Raw genomic sequence first — 17,801 nt, 5'->3', positions numbered from 1 at the left:
GGGATCGATTTAAGATTGAATTATTCAGTAAACTTAAACTGTTAGAGCGACCTTTGTGCGCCCGTTGGGACGCACGGTGCTCTAATGTTTGAAACCGCTTGTGCGGAGACCTATCTGCATGGGTAGTTCGTTTCCGTATCCCGGAGTAAATCTATTTGTCGAAATTCAAGGATAAGAACATATCGCCTGCCGATGAAAACAAGGGATTTGGCCTGTCTGAGCCAGAACCCACCAGAGCAGCGGTTATCGTTCCTATATTGCCAGAACGGCACAATACAAGCACTGCAAGTGAAGAAGGTGAAAGACCCCAGTTCCAGCGCTCTAACGAAGCGCGGCTGGAGGAAGCTGTCGGTCTTGCGCGTGCGATCAATCTCGAAATTGCTCATGCCGAAAATGTAGTGGTGAACACGCCACGCCCCGCAACCCTGCTGGGGACAGGTAAGGTAGAGACGATTGCTGAAATTCTTGAAGACAAGTCAATCGGGCTTGTCATCGTAGATCATTCACTGACACCGGTGCAGCAACGCAATCTGGAGAAGGAATGGAACGTCAAGGTTATCGACCGCACGGGCCTCATTCTGGAGATTTTCGGCGAGAGAGCGCGCACTAAGGAAGGTGCGCTGCAGGTTGAACTTGCACATCTGAACTATCAGAAGGGGCGTCTTGTCAGAAGCTGGACCCACCTTGAGCGTCAGCGCGGTGGTGGCGGGTTCCTTGGCGGTCCGGGTGAAACACAGATTGAAGCCGACAGACGTATGCTTCAAGACAAGATTTTGAAGATCAAGCGTGAGCTGGAAACAGTTGTTCGCACGCGTACGCTGCATCGCCAGAAGCGCCGTAAGGTGCCGCATCCCGTTGTTGCGCTCGTTGGTTATACAAATGCGGGCAAATCGACACTGTTCAACCGCATGACCGGCGCTGATGTTCTGGCTGAGGACATGCTGTTTGCTACGCTGGACCCGACGCTTCGCCGTATCCGTCTTCCGCATGGCGAAACGGTTATCCTGTCCGATACCGTGGGCTTTATTTCGAACCTTCCTCACCATCTGGTAGCGGCGTTTCGCGCGACGCTTGAAGAGGTCGTCGAGGCTGACCTGATTTTGCATGTGCGCGATATTTCCGATCCGGATAATGCTGCACAGGCAGAGGATGTAGAGAGCATTCTTGCAGGTCTTGGCGTCGAACCTCATGACCACAAACGCGTGATCCAGATATGGAACAAGATCGACAATCTGGATGAAGCGGGGCGCGAGGCAGCATCTCGTCTTGCTGCTGCAGGCAGTGACGAAGGCCGTCCGATTCCGCTTTCAGCCTGGACAGGTGAAGGCGTTGACAGGTTGCTTTCGCTTATCGAGACCCGCATTGCAGGGGCGCTCGGTTCGGTAGACGTCGTATTGTCTCCGTTTGAGATGCAAATCCTTGACTGGATTTACCAGCACGGCAGTGATGTAAAGCGAGAAGATCTGGAGGACGGGTCGGTTCGTATCCGCGCCCGCCTGACTGAAACATCGCGTAAAATGCTGGATGAGAAACGTGGCATTAAGCCTATCATTGATGATTCCGACTGGGATTGATCGGCATCTTGCGGAACAGGGTTGCAAAGCCCTATGTATGGAACATCCAAACGATTCATATTCGTCATAAATATGCAGAGGCCCATTATGAGAGATCCCATTGAAACCGTCATGAACCTCGTGCCGATGGTGGTCGAGCAGACCAACCGTGGTGAGCGGGCCTATGATATCTTCTCGCGCTTGCTGAAAGAACGCATCATCTTCGTCAACGGTCCTGTCGAAGACGGCATGTCCATGCTGATTTGCGCGCAGCTTCTCTTTCTTGAATCGGAAAACCCGAAGAAAGAGATCAACATGTACATCAATTCGCCCGGTGGCGTTGTGACCTCCGGTATGGCGATCTATGACACGATGCAGTTCATTAAGCCGCCCGTTTCCACTCTTTGCATGGGGCAGGCTGCGTCGATGGGCTCTCTGCTGCTGACCGCCGGTGCAACCGGCCAGCGTTTTGCGCTGCCAAATGCACGTATCATGGTGCATCAGCCATCAGGTGGTTTCCAGGGACAGGCGTCGGATATCGAACGTCATGCGCAGGACATCATCAAGATGAAGCGCCGCCTCAACGAGATTTACGTTAAGCACACTGGCCGTGATTACGAGACCATTGAGCGCACACTTGATCGTGATCATTTCATGACGGCGCAGGAAGCTCTTGAATTCGGTTTGATCGATAAGGTGATCGAATCACGCGAAACTGGTGCTGAAGAATCGAAGTAAACAGAGGCCGGTTTACCCGGTTTGCTGGATTTTTAGCGTCCGTTGCCACAAAAGCGGCTTATTTCTTGGTCGTACGTGAAGGTTAACGCATCGCGTTAAGCATCTGTTGGGGTTCCGGGCGCTAAAATTGTTCAGATTATGCGGAATCTCGTCGGGGAACCTGATTTTTCAATTGTTCCCCGCTTTAGGTTCTGCAAAAGTCACCACTTAGGGCTTCTTCGGTCGGGAAGCCTGCGGTGACTGGAATCCCGAGACTAGAAGCAGCGCGTTGAAGCTGCTGATGGACCGTCAAGGAAGTGTGTTTTGCTTCCCCAAATGGATCCGAACCGGAAAAAACGATCGGAATGAACACGCGATGAGGTTGTTGTTCATTTCGGTTTATTGAAAGGAAACTGCAATGAGCAAAGTCAGCAACAGCGGCGGCGATTCAAAGAATACGCTTTATTGCTCGTTCTGTGGCAAAAGCCAGCATGAAGTGCGTAAGCTGATTGCAGGCCCGACCGTATTTATCTGCGACGAGTGCGTCGAACTTTGCATGGATATCATCCGCGAGGAAAACAAAACCTCGATGGTGAAGTCGCGCGAAGGTGTGCCTACGCCGCAGGAAATTATGGACGTTCTTGACGATTATGTTATTGGCCAGAAGGGCGCTAAGCGCGTTCTCGCTGTTGCCGTGCACAATCACTACAAGCGTCTCGCGCATCAGACGAAGAGCAGCGACATCGAACTCGCAAAGTCCAACATTCTGTTGGTCGGCCCGACGGGCTGCGGCAAGACCTATCTTGCTCAGACGCTCGCTCGTATCATCGATGTTCCGTTCACCATGGCTGATGCTACGACGCTGACAGAAGCCGGCTATGTCGGTGAAGACGTCGAAAATATTATTCTGAAGCTGCTTCAGTCGGCCGATTACAACGTTGAACGTGCGCAGCGCGGCATCGTCTATATTGACGAAGTCGACAAGATCAGCCGCAAGTCGGATAATCCTTCGATCACCCGCGACGTGTCGGGTGAAGGCGTCCAGCAAGCGCTTCTGAAGATCATGGAAGGCACTGTCGCTTCGGTGCCGCCGCAGGGTGGTCGCAAGCATCCGCAGCAGGAGTTCCTGCAGGTGGATACGACAAACATTCTGTTCATCTGTGGTGGTGCTTTTGCCGGTCTCGACAAGATCATCTCTGCTCGCGGTGAAAAGACGTCGATTGGCTTCAGTGCAACCGTCAAGTCGGTAGATGATCGTCGTATCGGCGATGTCTTCAAGGAACTCGAGCCTGAAGATCTTCTGAAGTTCGGTCTTATTCCGGAATTCGTGGGTCGTCTGCCAGTGATTGCAACACTCGAAGATCTCGATGTTGACGCATTGGTGCAGATCCTGACTGAGCCCAAGAATGCGCTCGTGAAGCAGTATCAGCGTCTGTTCGACATGGAAAATGTCGAACTGAGCTTCCACGACGACGCTTTGCGGGCGATTGCCAACAAGGCCGTGGAACGCAAGACGGGTGCACGTGGTTTGCGCTCGATCATGGAAAAGATCCTGCTCGATACGATGTTCGAGCTTCCGACGCTGGAAGGCGTGCAGGAAGTGGTCATTTCCGGCGATGTTGTGGATGGTAGTGCACGTCCGCTCTATATCTACGCCGAGCGTCAGGACGAAAAAGGCAACGCGTCGGCCTGACGATTGCCGGATTTTCTGAGATAAGGCCGCGAAAGCGGCCTTTTTCTTGTCTATGTGTTGGCGCAGGCTGGATACATCGCGCAGTTGTTATTGTACAAATTCCTGTGACGGCGCAGGATAGATGACGATTCTATGAATGCTGCTCTGAAAGCAGCTTGAATTTAGGAGTTCGACACTCCAATTATGGACCGACGCACTGGTTGTGGACTGCCTCATAATGAAAGGGGACACAACCTGTGGCAATCGGGTCGAATGACCTGAGAAAGGACTGAATAATGACGGGTATTGAACAGAAGACGCCTTTGGGTGGTTCTGCTGCGGGCGGCGAAGACGGGCTGTATGCCGTTCTGCCGTTGCGTGACATTGTAGTCTTCCCCCATATGATCGTCCCGCTGTTTGTCGGACGCGAAAAGTCGATCAAAGCACTTGAAGAAGTGATGGGTGTCGACAAGCAGATTCTGCTCGCAACGCAGAAGAATGCGGCTGACGACGATCCGGCACCGGATGCAATCTATGAAATCGGCACGATTGCCAATGTGCTGCAGCTTCTCAAGCTGCCAGATGGGACCGTCAAGGTTCTCGTCGAAGGCACTGCACGCGCCAAGGTTTCCAAGTTTACTGATCGTGAAGATTATCACGAAGCCTATGCCGCAGCTCTTCCGGAGCCCGAAGAAGATGCCGTTGAAGTTGAGGCATTGTCTCGTTCGGTGGTCTCGGACTTTGAAAATTACGTCAAGCTGAACAAGAAGATTTCGCCGGAAGTGGTTGGCGCTGCCAGCCAGATTGACGACTATTCCAAGCTTGCGGATACGGTGGCTTCGCATCTCGCGATCAAAATTCCTGAAAAGCAGGAAATGCTGTCGATTCTCTCGGTGCGTGAGCGTCTTGAGAAGGCGCTTTCGTTCATGGAAGCCGAGATTTCGGTTCTTCAGGTTGAGAAGCGCATCCGTGGCCGCGTCAAGCGTCAGATGGAAAAGACACAGCGCGAATATTACCTTAACGAGCAGATGAAGGCGATCCAGAAGGAGCTTGGTGATGGCGAGGATGGTCGCGATGAAGCGGCTGAGCTCGAAGAACGCATCAACAAGACCAAGCTTTCCAAGGAAGCTCGCGAAAAGGCACAGGCTGAGCTGAAGAAGCTGCGCAGCATGAGCCCGATGTCGGCAGAAGCGACGGTCGTCCGCAACTATCTCGACTGGCTGCTGTCTATTCCTTGGGGCAAGAAGTCGAAGATCAAGCAGGACCTGAACTTTGCCGAAGGCGTACTCGGTGATGATCACTTTGGTCTTGAAAAGGTTAAGGAGCGCATTGTCGAGTATCTCGCAGTGCAGGCTCGTTCGACCAAGATCAAGGGTCCGATTCTTTGCCTCGTTGGACCTCCCGGTGTTGGTAAGACTTCGCTTGCTCGCTCGATTGCCAAGGCTACCGGTCGTGAATATGTCCGTATGTCGCTCGGCGGCGTGCGTGACGAGGCTGAAATTCGTGGTCACCGCCGCACATATATCGGTTCGATGCCTGGTAAGGTCATTCAGTCGATGAAGAAGGCGAAGAAGTCCAATCCGCTCTTCCTGCTCGATGAAATCGACAAGATGGGCCAGGACTTCCGCGGCGATCCGTCATCGGCAATGCTCGAGGTGCTGGACCCGGAACAGAACTCGACCTTCATGGATCATTACCTTGAAGTTGAGTACGATCTATCGAACGTCATGTTCGTGACAACCGCCAATACGCTGAATATCCCTGGTCCGCTTCTGGACCGTATGGAAGTCATCCGTATTGCTGGCTACACCGAAGATGAAAAGCTCGAGATCGCCAAGCGGCACTTGCTACCGAAGGCAATCAAGGATCACGCCCTGCAGCCGAAAGAGTTTTCGGTCACGGACGATGCGCTGCGCAATGTTATCCGCCTTTACACACGTGAAGCCGGTGTGCGTAGCCTTGAACGTGAAATGATGACTCTGGCCCGTAAGGCCGTGACCGAGATTCTGAAGTCGAAGAAGAAGTCGGTGAAAATCACTGATAAGAATCTCTCCGATTATCTCGGCGTCGAGCGCTTCCGTTACGGTCAGATCGATGGTGAAGATCAGGTCGGCGTTGTCACAGGTCTCGCCTGGACTGAAGTTGGCGGCGAGCTGTTGACCATTGAAGGTGTCATGATGCCGGGCAAGGGGCGCATGACCGTCACGGGTAACCTCCGCGACGTGATGAAGGAATCGATCTCTGCGGCGGCATCTTATGTTCGTTCGCGTGCGGTTGATTTCGGAATTGAGCCTCCGCTGTTCGACAAACGCGATATCCACGTGCACGTACCGGAAGGTGCGACGCCAAAGGATGGTCCGTCGGCTGGTATCGCTATGGTTACTGCAATTGTCTCTGTTTTGACCGGCATTCCGGTTCGCAAGGACATTGCAATGACGGGTGAAGTTACCCTTCGTGGCCGTGTGCTGCCAATCGGTGGTCTCAAGGAAAAGCTGCTTGCTGCATTGCGTGGCGGCATCAAGAAAGTTCTGATCCCGGAAGAAAACGCCAAAGATCTGGCGGAGATTCCGGATAATGTGAAGAATAATCTTGAGATCGTTCCTGTGTCGCGTGTCGGTGAGGTTCTTGAGCATGCGCTGCTTCGCAAGCCAGAACCAATCGAATGGACAGAGCCTGCGACTCCTGTTGCAGCCGCTCCAGCGGACGATGAAGCAGGCGTTTCGACAGCTCATTGATCGTTGCTAGTGGCTAATAAGATAACAATGCCGGGCAAAATGCCCGGCATTTCTGTGTTTAACCCCGGTTTTCCGGGGTTTTTTCATGTTGACAGGCTTGGTTTGTCAACCGATTTGAATAAACTGCACGCAATCCGGTCGCGTTATTCGTTCCGGTAGATAAAGAAAGGAAATGCCTATGAACAAGAACGAATTGGTCGCCGCTGTAGCGGAAAAGGGCGGTTTGACAAAGGCCGACGCAGGAACTGCTGTTGACGCTGTACTCGCAGCTGTCACCGGTGCACTCAAGGCTGGTGAAGAAGTTCGCCTGCCAGGTTTCGGCGTTTTCTCCGTTTCGCATCGCGCAGCATCGACTGGCCGTAACCCGTCGACTGGCATGGAAGTTGCCATTCCGGCCCGTAACGTGCCGAAGTTCTCGGCTGGCAAGGGCCTGAAGGACGCCGTTAACGGCTAATCCTATAAACTGACGCGATATGATCGCGAGCAGTTTTGCGAGAAGGCCCGGTTTGACCGGGCTTTTTTCATTTCAACGGTCTATGGTTTTGATTGGGGGAGGTTTCGCGATGCGCTTTCGTAAAATGAGTATGGCACTCCCGGCTATTGGCTTTGCAGGCTTGCTTTTCTGTATGCAACCGGCGCTGGCGGAAACCTGCGACGATCAGGTCTTTCAGGACACAAAATTCATAATCTGCACAGTGAAGGCCAAAGAAAATCTACGTCTCTTCTGGAAGGGCTCTGATGGCGAGCCATATCGCAATTTCTCGAAGGTGGCAGACGCTGTAACGCAAGACGGCAAGTCGTTATCATTTGCCTTGAATGCAGGAATGTATCAGGTCGATTTTACGCCTATAGGACTATATGTCGAGAACGGGCAGGAGTTGGTTGCGGCCGACACCAAAGCGCCCACGCGTTCCTCCGGCCCGGTTCCAAACTTTTACAAAAAACCCAATGGCATTTTCTATTTCGGGGATGACAGCGCCGGTATTGTTTCGACCGACAGGTTTTTGAAGCGCAAACCGCAGGCGCATTTTGCCACGCAGTCCGGGCCTATGCTCGTTATTCAGAACAAACTCAATCCGATTCTGATCAAGGGATCGACTGACCGGACCCGCAGAAGCGGGGTTGGTGTCTGCGCGGATCAATCCATCCGCTTTGCCATCAGCGAAGATGCGGTGAATTTCTACGATTTCGCCATGTTATTTCGAGACGGGCTGAAATGCCCGAATGCGTTGTTTCTTGATGGCGGTGGCGGTGCCGGGATCTACAGCCCTGCCATGGGAAGAAACGATATCTCATGGCATGGTGGATATGGCCCGGTTGTCGGCTTTATCGAGTAATAAGAAAGCCGGGTGTGAAACCCGGCTTTCTTATACTCATTCAGCAGCTTCAGCTTTGCGCCTAGGACGGCGTTCAAGCAGATCCTTGAGGAACTGGCCTGTGTAAGAGCGTTTCTCCTTCACGATGTCCTCCGGGCGGCCCACAGCGACGATCTCACCACCACCGTCGCCACCCTCTGGACCGAGATCGATCACCCAGTCAGCAGTCTTGATGACTTCAAGATTGTGCTCGATGACGACGACCGTGTTGCCCTGTTCGACCAATTCATGCAGCACTTCGAGAAGCTTTGCCACGTCGTGGAAGTGCAGGCCGGTGGTTGGTTCGTCGAGAATGTAGAGTGTGCGTCCGGTTGCGCGGCGCGACAGTTCCTTGGCAAGTTTCACACGCTGTGCTTCACCGCCGGAAAGTGTCGTTGCCTGTTGACCAACCTTGATATAGCCGAGGCCAACCTTGACGAGTGTTTCAAGCTTGTCCCGAACCGCAGGAACTGCGGAAAAGAACTCAGCACCTTCTTCAACGGTCATGTCGAGCACGTCGGCAATTGACTTGCCTTTGAAGTGCACTTCAAGCGTTTCACGATTGTAGCGCTTGCCATGGCAGACATCGCATGTGACGTAGACGTCGGGTAGGAAGTGCATTTCGATCTTGATGACACCGTCGCCCTGACAGGCTTCGCAGCGTCCGCCCTTCACGTTGAATGAGAAGCGGCCTGGCTGATAGCCGCGTGCCTTTGCTTCTGGCAAGCCAGCGAACCAGTCGCGGATCGGCGTGAATGCGCCCGTATAGGTGGCAGGATTGGATCGTGGCGTGCGACCAATCGGCGACTGGTCGATATCGATGACCTTGTCGAGGAACTCCAGCCCTTCAATGCGATCATGTTCTGCCGGATGTTCGCGTGAACCCATGATGCGGCGTGATGCAGCCTTGAACAGGGTTTCGATCAGGAAGGTGGACTTGCCGCCGCCTGAAACACCTGTGACCGCCGTAAATGTTCCCAGTGGAATATCTGCGGAGACATTTTTCAGGTTATTGCCGCGCGCACCGACGACCTTGATACGCTTCGCCTTGGAGATTTCACGACGTTCAGCTGGAACGGCGACCTCTAGTGCACCCGACAAATATTTGCCAGTAAGCGAGTCGGCATTGGACATGACATCATCGGGCGAACCCTGCGCGATGATCTTGCCACCATGAACACCGGCAGCCGGGCCGATATCGACCACATAGTCAGCTGTCAGGATGGCATCTTCGTCATGCTCAACGACGATAACCGTATTGCCGAGATCGCGCAGATGGCGCAGCGTGTCGAGAAGACGGGCATTGTCGCGTTGATGCAGGCCGATAGACGGCTCATCAAGAACATAAAGCACACCCGTAAGGCCAGAACCGATTTGCGAAGCCAAGCGGATGCGCTGGCTTTCACCGCCCGATAGCGTACCGGAGTTACGCGCCAACGTCAGATAATCAAGGCCGACGTCGTTGAGGAATTCCAGACGTTCGCGGATTTCCTTGAGGATGCGCGCCGCAATTTCACGCTGCTTATCGTTGAAGCTGCCGTCTACATCGCGGAACCATGCGTCAGCATTGCGGATCGACATGCTGGTGATTTCACCAATATGCTTCATGCCGATCTTTACGGCTAAGGATTCTGGCTTCAAACGATATCCGCTACAGGCCGGGCAGGGCGTCGAGGACATGAAACGTTCGATTTCCTCACGCGACCAGGCAGAATCGGTTTCTTTCCAGCGGCGTTCCAGATTAGGAATGACACCTTCAAAAGCCTTCGTAGTCTGATAGGAGCGCAAACCATCATCATAGTTGAAGGTGATTTCGCGTCCCTTCGTGCCATGAAGTATCGCGTCCTGCGCTTCATCTGGCAGGTCCGCCCAACGAGCGCTGACCTTGAACCCATAGGCTTTGCCAAGTGCTTCAAGTGTCTGATTGTAATAAGGCGATGAAGAGCGCGCCCATGGTGCGACGGCACCATCTTTCAGAGGTACGGACTCATCGGGAATGATCAGGTTCGGATCAATCGCCTGTTGTGTGCCAAGGCCATCACAGGTGGGGCAGGCACCAAAGGGATTGTTGAACGAGAAAAGACGCGGTTCGATTTCAGGAATCGTGAAGCCTGAGACCGGGCAGGCAAATTTTTCTGAAAACATAACGCGTTCATGCGTTTCATTTGCAGATTTGTTCGCACCACCACCTGCTGATGTATCTTCAGCCAGTAGCGGCTTGTCTGCAAATTCCGCTATGGCGAGACCTTCTGCCAGTTTGAGACAGGTTTCAAGGCTGTCAGCAAGGCGGGTCGAAAGATCAGACCGCACCACGACACGGTCCACGACCACATCGATGTCGTGCTTGTACTTCTTGTCGAGCGCTGGAACGTCAGCGATTTCGTAAAAAGTGCCATCGACCTTGACGCGCTGGAAGCCCTTCTTCTGAAGTTCTGCCAGTTCCTTTTTATATTCGCCCTTACGGCCACGCACGATGGGGGCCATAATATAAAGACGGGTGCCTTCCTCCAGCATCAGGATGCGGTCAACCATCTGGCTGACTGTCTGGCTTTCAATAGGCAAGCCAGTCGCCGGCGAATAAGGAATGCCCACGCGCGCAAACAGAAGGCGCATATAGTCGTAGATTTCGGTGACGGTTCCGACGGTTGAACGCGGATTGCGGCTCGTGGTCTTCTGTTCGATGGAAATGGCAGGAGACAGACCATCGATCTGATCCACGTCCGGCTTCTGCATCATTTCCAGGAACTGACGCGCATAGGCCGAAAGGCTTTCGACATAACGTCGCTGACCTTCCGCATAGATCGTATCGAAAGCGAGTGAGGATTTTCCTGAACCCGAAAGGCCTGTCATCACGATCAGCTTGTCGCGCGGCAGATCAAGATCGACATTTTTCAGATTGTGTTCACGCGCGCCACGTATGGAAATGAATTTCTGATCGCTCATTCCGCGTCCTGCCTGTTTCGTCATGTCATGGAGTCTTCAGGCGCCGATGAAACTTACGTCGCGCCGCTCCACAATATGGGGATGAACCCCTCCAAGAAGAAGGGGGCTGCTCAATCGCTATTGGCACATTTAGCATCAGAACAAAGATCGAACAACCAGCCTTCTGATAGGCGATACGAAATGTGAACGCAAGAGCGTTGACTGTCACTCCTGACAGGAGCACACTACCCCTACTCACCTGGTTGCGGAGAGATATCGGAAAGGGATGAAACGATATCGGCAAGAGGTCCCGCCAGTTGAGCCAACGAACCGGGAGGTAAAGGAGCATGAGTCCACCTGACGACGTTGCATAGCTTTCACATTGATGGAAGCACAATTGCTTGCAGTCATAATTGCTTCATTTGCAAGGAATGACGCTTTTTTGATTGAAACGAGTGATTGCAGAAAATTTAAAAAATGCGCGGCGATCTGGTCTCATATTTCAGATTTCCGATTAGATTTATCGGCGAAGTACTGTCGATATAAGAGCTACGCTCAACCCCAAGCCCTGCGCACCAAAGAAACAGTGAGCGGCAGGGCTTTTCCTTGGATGATCATTTGATGGCTTGTCATTTAAGGCCTCCAACATGTGAAAAATGCATGGAAAGTGATGTATGTACTTGTAATTTGAACAAAACAAGAACATAACTTCTGTGGACATTGGTTGAATTCGCGGCGCTTGGATGAGCGCAGCGGTGGCTGCTGCTGTAAGGTGGGTAGCTGAATTTCAGGTCAGTACATTCAGGTGATTGGCCATTCTTTAGGAGCAGGCACCGTTTGGCAGGGCAAAAGTCCGCTCAACAAGTGTATGCGAGAGATCCGGAGTAAGTTTTCGATGGCTGGTAGCGTCAATAAAGTCATTCTGGTCGGCAATCTTGGTGCTGATCCAGAAATCCGTCGCCTCAATTCTGGTGATCAGATTGCTAATCTGCGCATCGCAACCTCGGAAAGCTGGCGCGACCGTCAGAGCGGCGAGCGCAAGGATCGCACCGAGTGGCACAGCGTTGTCATCTTCAATGAGAACCTCGCCAAAGTGGCTGAGCAGTATCTGAAGAAGGGTTCCAAGGTTTATATCGAAGGTGCACTCCAGACACGTAAGTGGCAGGATCAGAACGGCAATGATCGTTACAGCACCGAAATCGTACTGCAGAAGTTCCGTGGTGAGTTGCAGATGCTCGACAGCCGTGGTGAAGGCGGCAGTGAGGGGCGTTCGTTCGGCGGCGGCGGTGGTAATCGCAACCAGATGTCTGATTATTCCGGTGGCGGCGGTGATTTCGGCTCGTCCGGTCCATCCAATCAGGGTGGCAACAGCGGCGGTTTCTCGCGCGATCTGGACGACGAAATCCCGTTCTGAGAACGGACATAATCCAGTTTATAAGTGAAATATGATAAGGCGCTGTTTTACAGCGCCTTTTCTATTGGATCATACTTCCGATTCTCTAGGAAACATGATGTCCGATTCCGAGTTCGTCAGTGTGATTTTTCCTCAGATTTAACCTGCTCGCCGTCTTCTTTGGTGAATGAGGTAACGGGGTTTTCCAGAAGCGGCAGAACCAGTTCGGAAGGACGGCAAAGCCTGGTGCCGAGCGGTGTTTCAACGATAGGCCTGTTGATCAGGATCGGATGGGCCATCATGAAGTCGATCAGCTCGGCATCGGTCCATTTCGGATCGGACAGGCCGAGTTCGGCATAGGGTGTGCCTTTTTCGCGCAGCAGTTCGCGCGGTGTCAGGTTCATTGCTGCAAGCAGGCCAACCAGACGTTCCGGCGTGGGCGGATTCTGCACATATTCGACGATGACGGGCTCTTCGCCACTCGCGCGGATCATCGCCAGCGTATTGCGCGAGGTGCCGCATTTCGGGTTGTGAAAAATGGTCACGGTCATCGGTGATTTCCTGTCTGTGTGGCGGGCTTTTGATCAGTGCCGCGTTCTTAGCAGCTTTGAGAGCGGTTTAGCGCTAACAAGATTCAGTTCATGTCATTCATCTGCGGGGCGCCAGGATAAGTGTCGATAGAAAATTCCATGCTGTCAGCAGAAAACCGTGTCAGCGAATACTGGATAGGCACCCCGTCGGTATTCACATTGATTGCCTTGGCCGTCAGCACAATTGCGCCGGGCGAAAGCTTCAAATGTTTCAGATCATCCGAATCCGCATGACGAGCAGATATAATTGTCGATTTACGGAAGTAATCGGCAATGCCTGCTTTTCGAAAAGCCACGGTGATTGAACCACTTTCCTCATAATCTTTGGCGATTTCCGGGAATTGTTCGGCACTGATCCAGAGCGTTGCGCGTGATACGGGGCGTCCGTCGGCGCTGTGTAAGGTCTCCAGCCGCATGACAGGTGAGCCGGGTTCGATCTCAAGAGCCTCGGCTATATCAGGAGAGGCGGGTGCTGTGCCGGAAGCGAGCAGCGTGCCCTTCATGTCGCGTACCTGCGAAGCCAGCGATTGCGAAATGCGGGTGCGGCGTCCGATCTGGTAGGTGAGGCGCTTCGCATTGGCAACGAAGGTGCCGCGCCCTTGCTCGGCACGCAGCACACCTTCCTGTGTCAGCGCGGCAATGGCGCTGCGGACTGTGTGGCGATTGACACCAAATCGATCAGCCAATTCCATCTCGGCGGGCATGCGGGCGCCGGACTGAAGTTTCCCGGCCATGATATCGCCGCGTATCTCATCGGCAATCTGCCGCCAGATGGCTACGCCGCTGTTCCGTTCAATTCGTTTTGTCTTTGCCATGCTTTGTCATCGTCCTGTCATTGGCAGGGTATAAGAATGGTGTTATTGTATAGTTGTCTAGATAAATAGACAATTGGAGCGATAAAGTCAACAAGATTAGGGTAGGGCGGATAAGCTCATGCAGACGACGCGGCATAGCACGGGTGAAAGTGGAGCGAGCTCCACGACTGGAAACAGAACGGCGCCGGATGCGACGCAGATTGCACGTCAGGCCAGCTTGGCAGTTCTAGCGCACGCCAGTGGCGAAGAACTGAAATTATTCTGGCAGAACTGGCCGAATAAGCCGGAATTTGAGGTCTTGCGTGGTCCCGAAACCGGACTGGTTATGCTGCGCGGTCGCATTGGCGGCGGCGGCGCGCCATTCAATGTCGGTGAAGCGACAGTAACGAGAGCGACGGTTCGTCTGTCCGATGGCTCAGTTGGTCATTCTTATGCACTCGGACGCGATCAGGAAAAGGCGAAGCTCGCTGCCCTGTTCGATGCGCTGTGGCTCGATGAAGATCGGCGTGACGCTGTCGAGAGCCAGGTGCTGAACGTGCTGCGCAGCCGCATTGATGATGCGGATACCAAGCTGCGCGCCGAGGCCGCTGCCACCAAGGTCGATTTCTTCACTATGGTTCGGGGGGATAACTGATGCTCCACTCTTCTTCTGCTTTCGAAGGCGGTCTGGCTGATCCGGTTAATGAGGCGCAATCGGCGTTTCATGCTGTGATGCACGCTATTGCTAATCCCGGCCGCATTTATTCGTTGGTTCAAGCTGCGACGCCACCACAGCCGCTTACGCCTGAGCTTGGTGTGATTGCTGCAACATTGCTTGATCACGACGCCAGCGTCTGGGTTGATGCTGAAATCGTTGCCAACAAGGACGCGACGGCCTGGCTTACATTCCATACCGGCACACCAATCGTCGATGACCAGTCCAAAGCGCAGTTTGCGCTTGTCACAAGCGCGCAATCCTTGCCTGTTCTCTCTTCTTTTGCGCAGGGCAATGCGGAATTTCCGGACCGTTCGACGACTGTTGTTCTAGCAGTTTCGTCTCTGACGAGCGGGCAGAGTTTCAGCCTCAAAGGCCCGGGCATCAAGGATGAAACTGTGCTGATCGTTGATGGTTTGCCGCAGGATTTTGCCGCGCAATGGCGTGAGAATGGCGCGTTGTTTCCGCTGGGTATCGATCTGGTGCTCGTCGCTGACGGCAAAGTCGCAGCTCTTCCGCGTACCACCCGTATTATTAATTTGGAGGGCTGATCCATGTATGTTGCTGTAAAGGGCGGTGAAACCGCCATCCGCAATGCCCACCGTCTGCTCGATGATCGCCGTCGCGGTGACCGCTCGGTTCCAGCGTTGCGTCTTGACCAGATTGCTGAACAGCTGGGTCTCGCCGTTGATCGTGTCATGGCCGAAGGTTCTCTTTATGATCGAGAACTCGCAGCACTTGCCGTGCGCCAGTCGCGTGGCGATCTGATTGAGGCAATCTTTCTGGTCCGTGCCTACCGCACAACCTTGCCGCGTTTTGGCTATTCGCTGCCACTTGAAACCGCGAACATGCTGATCGAACGCCGCATTTCGGCCACCTATAAGGATCTGCCCGGTGGGCAGCTCTTGGGGCCGACATTTGACTACACACATCGACTGCTTGATCCGGAATTGGCAGGCGACGTGAGCGTCCCTGAACCGGAAGTGCGTGCGACGGAAGCTGAGGCGACGCCACGCGTTACCGATATTCTCGGCGTCAACGGCATGATCGAGGAAGATGGTGCAATGCCGGAAGGGCATGAGCCGGGCGATCTTACCCGCGAACCGTGGACGTTCCCGATGCCGCGCGATCTGCGCTTGCAGGCCTTGGCGCGCGGTGATGAAGGTTTCCTGCTGGCGCTCGGTTATTCCACGCAGCGCGGCTATGGCAACACGCATCCCTTTGTCGGTGAAATCCGCATTGGCGAGGTGGAAGTCGAGTTCGACGTACCGGAGTTGGGCTTTTCCATATCGCTTGGTCGCGTGCAGCTGACCGAATGCCAGATGGTGAGCCAGTTTAAAGGCTCGTCCAAGCAGGCACCACAATTCACCCGTGGTTATGGTCTGGTGTTCGGGCAGAGCGAACGCAAAGCCATGTCGATGTCGCTTTGCGACCGTGCGCTTCGCGTTCGTGAATTCGATGCTGATGTGACAGCACCGGCGCAGGATGAAGAATTCGTCATCTCCCATTCCGACAATGTGCAGTCGACTGGCTTTGTCGAGCATCTGAAATTGCCGCATTACGTGGATTTTCAGGCGGAGCTCGACCTCATCCGCCGGATGCGTGCCGAATATGAGGAAACGCAAATTCAGGGCAAGGAAGCAGCAGAATGAGCGATTTAGCCAATTACAATTTCGCCTATCTGGATGAGCAGACAAAGCGGATGATCCGTCGTGCGATCCTGAAAGCCATCGCTATTCCCGGTTATCAGGTGCCGTTTGCAAGCCGTGAAATGCCGATGCCTTATGGCTGGGGCACAGGCGGTGTGCAGGTGACGGCGGCAATTCTCGGTCAAGATGATGTGCTGAAGGTCATAGATCAGGGTGCCGACGATACGACCAATGCCGTTTCCATCCGTGCTTTCTTCCAGAAGACAGCTGATGTCGCCGTCACCACCCATACGGGCGAGGCGACCATCATACAGACCCGCCACCGTATCCCGGAATATCCGCTGACTGAGGGGCAGGTGATTGTCTATCAGGTGCCAATTCCTGAGCCGCTGCGTTTTCTGGAGCCGCGCGAAACCGAAACTCGCAAGATGCACGCGCTCGCCGAATATGGCCTCATGCATGTTAAGCTTTATGAAGACATTGTGCGTCACGGTCATATCGCCAAGACATATGATTATCCGGTGATGATCGAAGGACGCTATGTAATGGCGCCGTCGCCGACGCCGAAGTTCGACAATCCAAAGATGCACATGTCGCCAGCCTTGCAGCTCTTTGGTGCCGGTCGTGAAAAGCGCATCTATGCCGTCCCGCCATATACAGATGTTGTGAGCCTCGACTTCGAGGATCATCCGTTCGAAGTGCAGAAATTCAAGGAGCCTTGCGCATTGTGTGGCGCACGCGGCGTCTATCTCGACGAAGTCGTGCTGGATGATCGTGGCGGCTCGATGTTTGTCTGCTCCGACACCGATTATTGTGAAGATCGTCAGGCTAACGGCCATTTCGGTCATCTGGCAGCGAATAAGGAGGCAGCAGAATGAACAACGAACCTCTGCTGAGAGTAAACGGCCTGTCGAAGTTTTACGGCAATCGCCGTGGCTGTGCAGACATTTCCTTCAATCTGTGGCCAGGCGAAGTGCTGGCCATCGTCGGCGAATCCGGTTCCGGCAAGACAACGCTGCTGAATAGTCTGGCAACCCGTCTGGAGCCGACTTCCGGCACGGTCGAATACCGGATGCGTGATGGTGAATTCCGCGATCTCTACAAAATTGGCGAGGCGGAACGCCGTTTCCTGATGCGGACCGACTGGGGTTTTGTGCATCAGAACCCGGCAGATGGATTGCGTATGACCGTTTCGGCTGGCGCCAATGTCGGCGAACGTCTGATGGCAGTCGGAGAACGCCATTACGGCAATATTCGCAACACGGCCACCGAATGGCTGGGACGTGTTGAAATCGCTTCTGACCGTATCGACGATCAGCCGCGCGCCTTCTCCGGCGGTATGCGCCAGCGCTTGCAGATTGCCCGCAATCTGGTGACCGCACCGCGTCTTGTCTTCATGGACGAACCGACCGGCGGTCTCGACGTGTCCGTGCAGGCGCGCCTTCTCGACCTTCTGCGCGGCCTCGTCAGCGATCTCGGCCTTTCGGTTGTCATCGTTACCCACGATCTCGCAGTAGCGCGTCTTCTCTCCCATCGCATCATGGTCATGAAAGACGGCCATATTGTCGAGCAGGGTCTGACCGACCGCGTTCTGGATGACCCGCAAGCGCCTTATACGCAGCTTCTCGTGTCGTCTATTTTGCAGGTTTAGTAAATTAAAACAGATGTTTGCAGCGTGTTGTTCGTAAATTAGCGAAACTTCATGC

Annotated in this window: 15 protein-coding genes and 1 pseudogene; 12 read left to right on the top strand and 4 right to left on the bottom strand. The window is 53.8% G+C overall.

Annotated features, from left to right (window positions below):
- Positions 1 to 155 precede the first annotated feature (155 nt).
- The 6 genes from hflX to C9380_RS06665 all read left to right on the top strand — a co-directional run bounded on the left by hflX (position 156) and on the right by C9380_RS06665 (position 8,014).
- On the top strand, positions 156 to 1,574 hold the full coding sequence (hflX, locus tag C9380_RS06690; protein WP_128093257.1) for a GTPase HflX: 1,419 nt from the start codon (positions 156 to 158) through the stop codon (positions 1,572 to 1,574).
- Between the two features lie 87 nt (positions 1,575 to 1,661).
- The gene (gene clpP / locus C9380_RS06685; protein ID WP_024897130.1) at positions 1,662 to 2,291 is read left to right on the top strand and encodes an ATP-dependent Clp endopeptidase proteolytic subunit ClpP; all 630 of its coding nucleotides are present in this window, start codon (positions 1,662 to 1,664) and stop codon (positions 2,289 to 2,291) included.
- A gap of 397 nt (positions 2,292 to 2,688) precedes the next feature.
- On the top strand, positions 2,689 to 3,963 hold the full coding sequence (gene clpX, locus C9380_RS06680; RefSeq protein WP_024897131.1) for an ATP-dependent Clp protease ATP-binding subunit ClpX: 1,275 nt from the start codon (positions 2,689 to 2,691) through the stop codon (positions 3,961 to 3,963).
- Positions 3,964 to 4,238: 275 nt separating this feature from the next.
- Positions 4,239 to 6,677, top strand: a complete 2,439-nt coding sequence (gene lon / locus C9380_RS06675) for an endopeptidase La (RefSeq protein ID WP_024897132.1) — start codon at positions 4,239 to 4,241, stop codon at positions 6,675 to 6,677.
- A gap of 178 nt (positions 6,678 to 6,855) precedes the next feature.
- Positions 6,856 to 7,131, top strand: coding sequence for an HU family DNA-binding protein (locus C9380_RS06670; RefSeq protein ID WP_007875106.1), 276 nt, complete (start codon positions 6,856 to 6,858; stop codon positions 7,129 to 7,131).
- A 109-nt stretch (positions 7,132 to 7,240) separates the two neighbouring features.
- A complete protein-coding gene (locus tag C9380_RS06665; protein ID WP_128093256.1) occupies positions 7,241 to 8,014 on the top strand; it encodes a phosphodiester glycosidase family protein in 774 nt (257 codons plus the stop codon).
- 36 nt (positions 8,015 to 8,050) lie between these two features.
- Here C9380_RS06665 and uvrA read toward each other — a convergent pair whose 3' ends face one another.
- The gene (gene uvrA / locus C9380_RS06660) at positions 8,051 to 10,975 is read right to left on the bottom strand and encodes an excinuclease ABC subunit UvrA (RefSeq protein WP_128093255.1); all 2,925 of its coding nucleotides are present in this window, start codon (positions 10,973 to 10,975) and stop codon (positions 8,051 to 8,053) included.
- A 130-nt stretch (positions 10,976 to 11,105) separates the two neighbouring features.
- Positions 11,106 to 11,303, bottom strand: a pseudogene (locus tag C9380_RS28855) (hypothetical protein); the annotation flags it as partial.
- Between the two features lie 546 nt (positions 11,304 to 11,849).
- Here C9380_RS28855 and ssb point away from each other — a divergent pair.
- On the top strand, positions 11,850 to 12,368 hold the full coding sequence (gene ssb / locus C9380_RS06650) for a single-stranded DNA-binding protein (RefSeq protein WP_024897135.1): 519 nt from the start codon (positions 11,850 to 11,852) through the stop codon (positions 12,366 to 12,368).
- 116 nt (positions 12,369 to 12,484) lie between these two features.
- Here ssb and arsC read toward each other — a convergent pair whose 3' ends face one another.
- Positions 12,485 to 12,898, bottom strand: a complete 414-nt coding sequence (gene arsC, locus C9380_RS06645) for an arsenate reductase (glutaredoxin) (protein WP_024897136.1) — start codon at positions 12,896 to 12,898, stop codon at positions 12,485 to 12,487.
- Between the two features lie 83 nt (positions 12,899 to 12,981).
- Positions 12,982 to 13,752, bottom strand: coding sequence for a phosphonate metabolism transcriptional regulator PhnF (phnF, locus tag C9380_RS06640; protein WP_024897137.1), 771 nt, complete (start codon positions 13,750 to 13,752; stop codon positions 12,982 to 12,984).
- 118 nt (positions 13,753 to 13,870) lie between these two features.
- Between phnF and phnG the strand changes: the two genes are divergently transcribed.
- The 5 genes from phnG to phnK are packed head-to-tail and all read left to right on the top strand — an operon-like array spanning position 13,871 to position 17,746.
- A complete protein-coding gene (phnG, locus tag C9380_RS06635; RefSeq protein ID WP_100558919.1) occupies positions 13,871 to 14,386 on the top strand; it encodes a phosphonate C-P lyase system protein PhnG in 516 nt (171 codons plus the stop codon).
- Complete coding sequence (phnH, locus tag C9380_RS06630; protein ID WP_024897139.1) at positions 14,386 to 14,997, top strand: phosphonate C-P lyase system protein PhnH; 612 nt, start codon at positions 14,386 to 14,388, stop codon at positions 14,995 to 14,997. The genes phnG and phnH overlap by 1 nt, the downstream gene beginning before the upstream one ends.
- 3 nt (positions 14,998 to 15,000) lie before the next feature.
- Entirely contained in the window at positions 15,001 to 16,098 is a 1,098-nt protein-coding gene (locus C9380_RS06625; RefSeq protein WP_111787440.1) for a carbon-phosphorus lyase complex subunit, read from the top strand.
- Complete coding sequence (locus tag C9380_RS06620) at positions 16,095 to 16,973, top strand: alpha-D-ribose 1-methylphosphonate 5-phosphate C-P-lyase PhnJ (RefSeq protein ID WP_128093253.1); 879 nt, start codon at positions 16,095 to 16,097, stop codon at positions 16,971 to 16,973. Before C9380_RS06625 ends, C9380_RS06620 begins: the two co-directional genes overlap by 4 nt.
- Entirely contained in the window at positions 16,970 to 17,746 is a 777-nt protein-coding gene (gene phnK, locus C9380_RS06615) for a phosphonate C-P lyase system protein PhnK (protein WP_111787442.1), read from the top strand. Before C9380_RS06620 ends, phnK begins: the two co-directional genes overlap by 4 nt.
- The last annotated feature ends 55 nt before the right edge of the window (positions 17,747 to 17,801 follow it).

The sequence above is a fragment of the Brucella pituitosa genome (assembly GCF_003049685.1).
Taxonomy (GTDB): Bacteria; Pseudomonadota; Alphaproteobacteria; order Rhizobiales; family Rhizobiaceae; genus Brucella; species Brucella pituitosa.
This window is presented reverse-complemented; position numbering and strand designations above follow the sequence as displayed.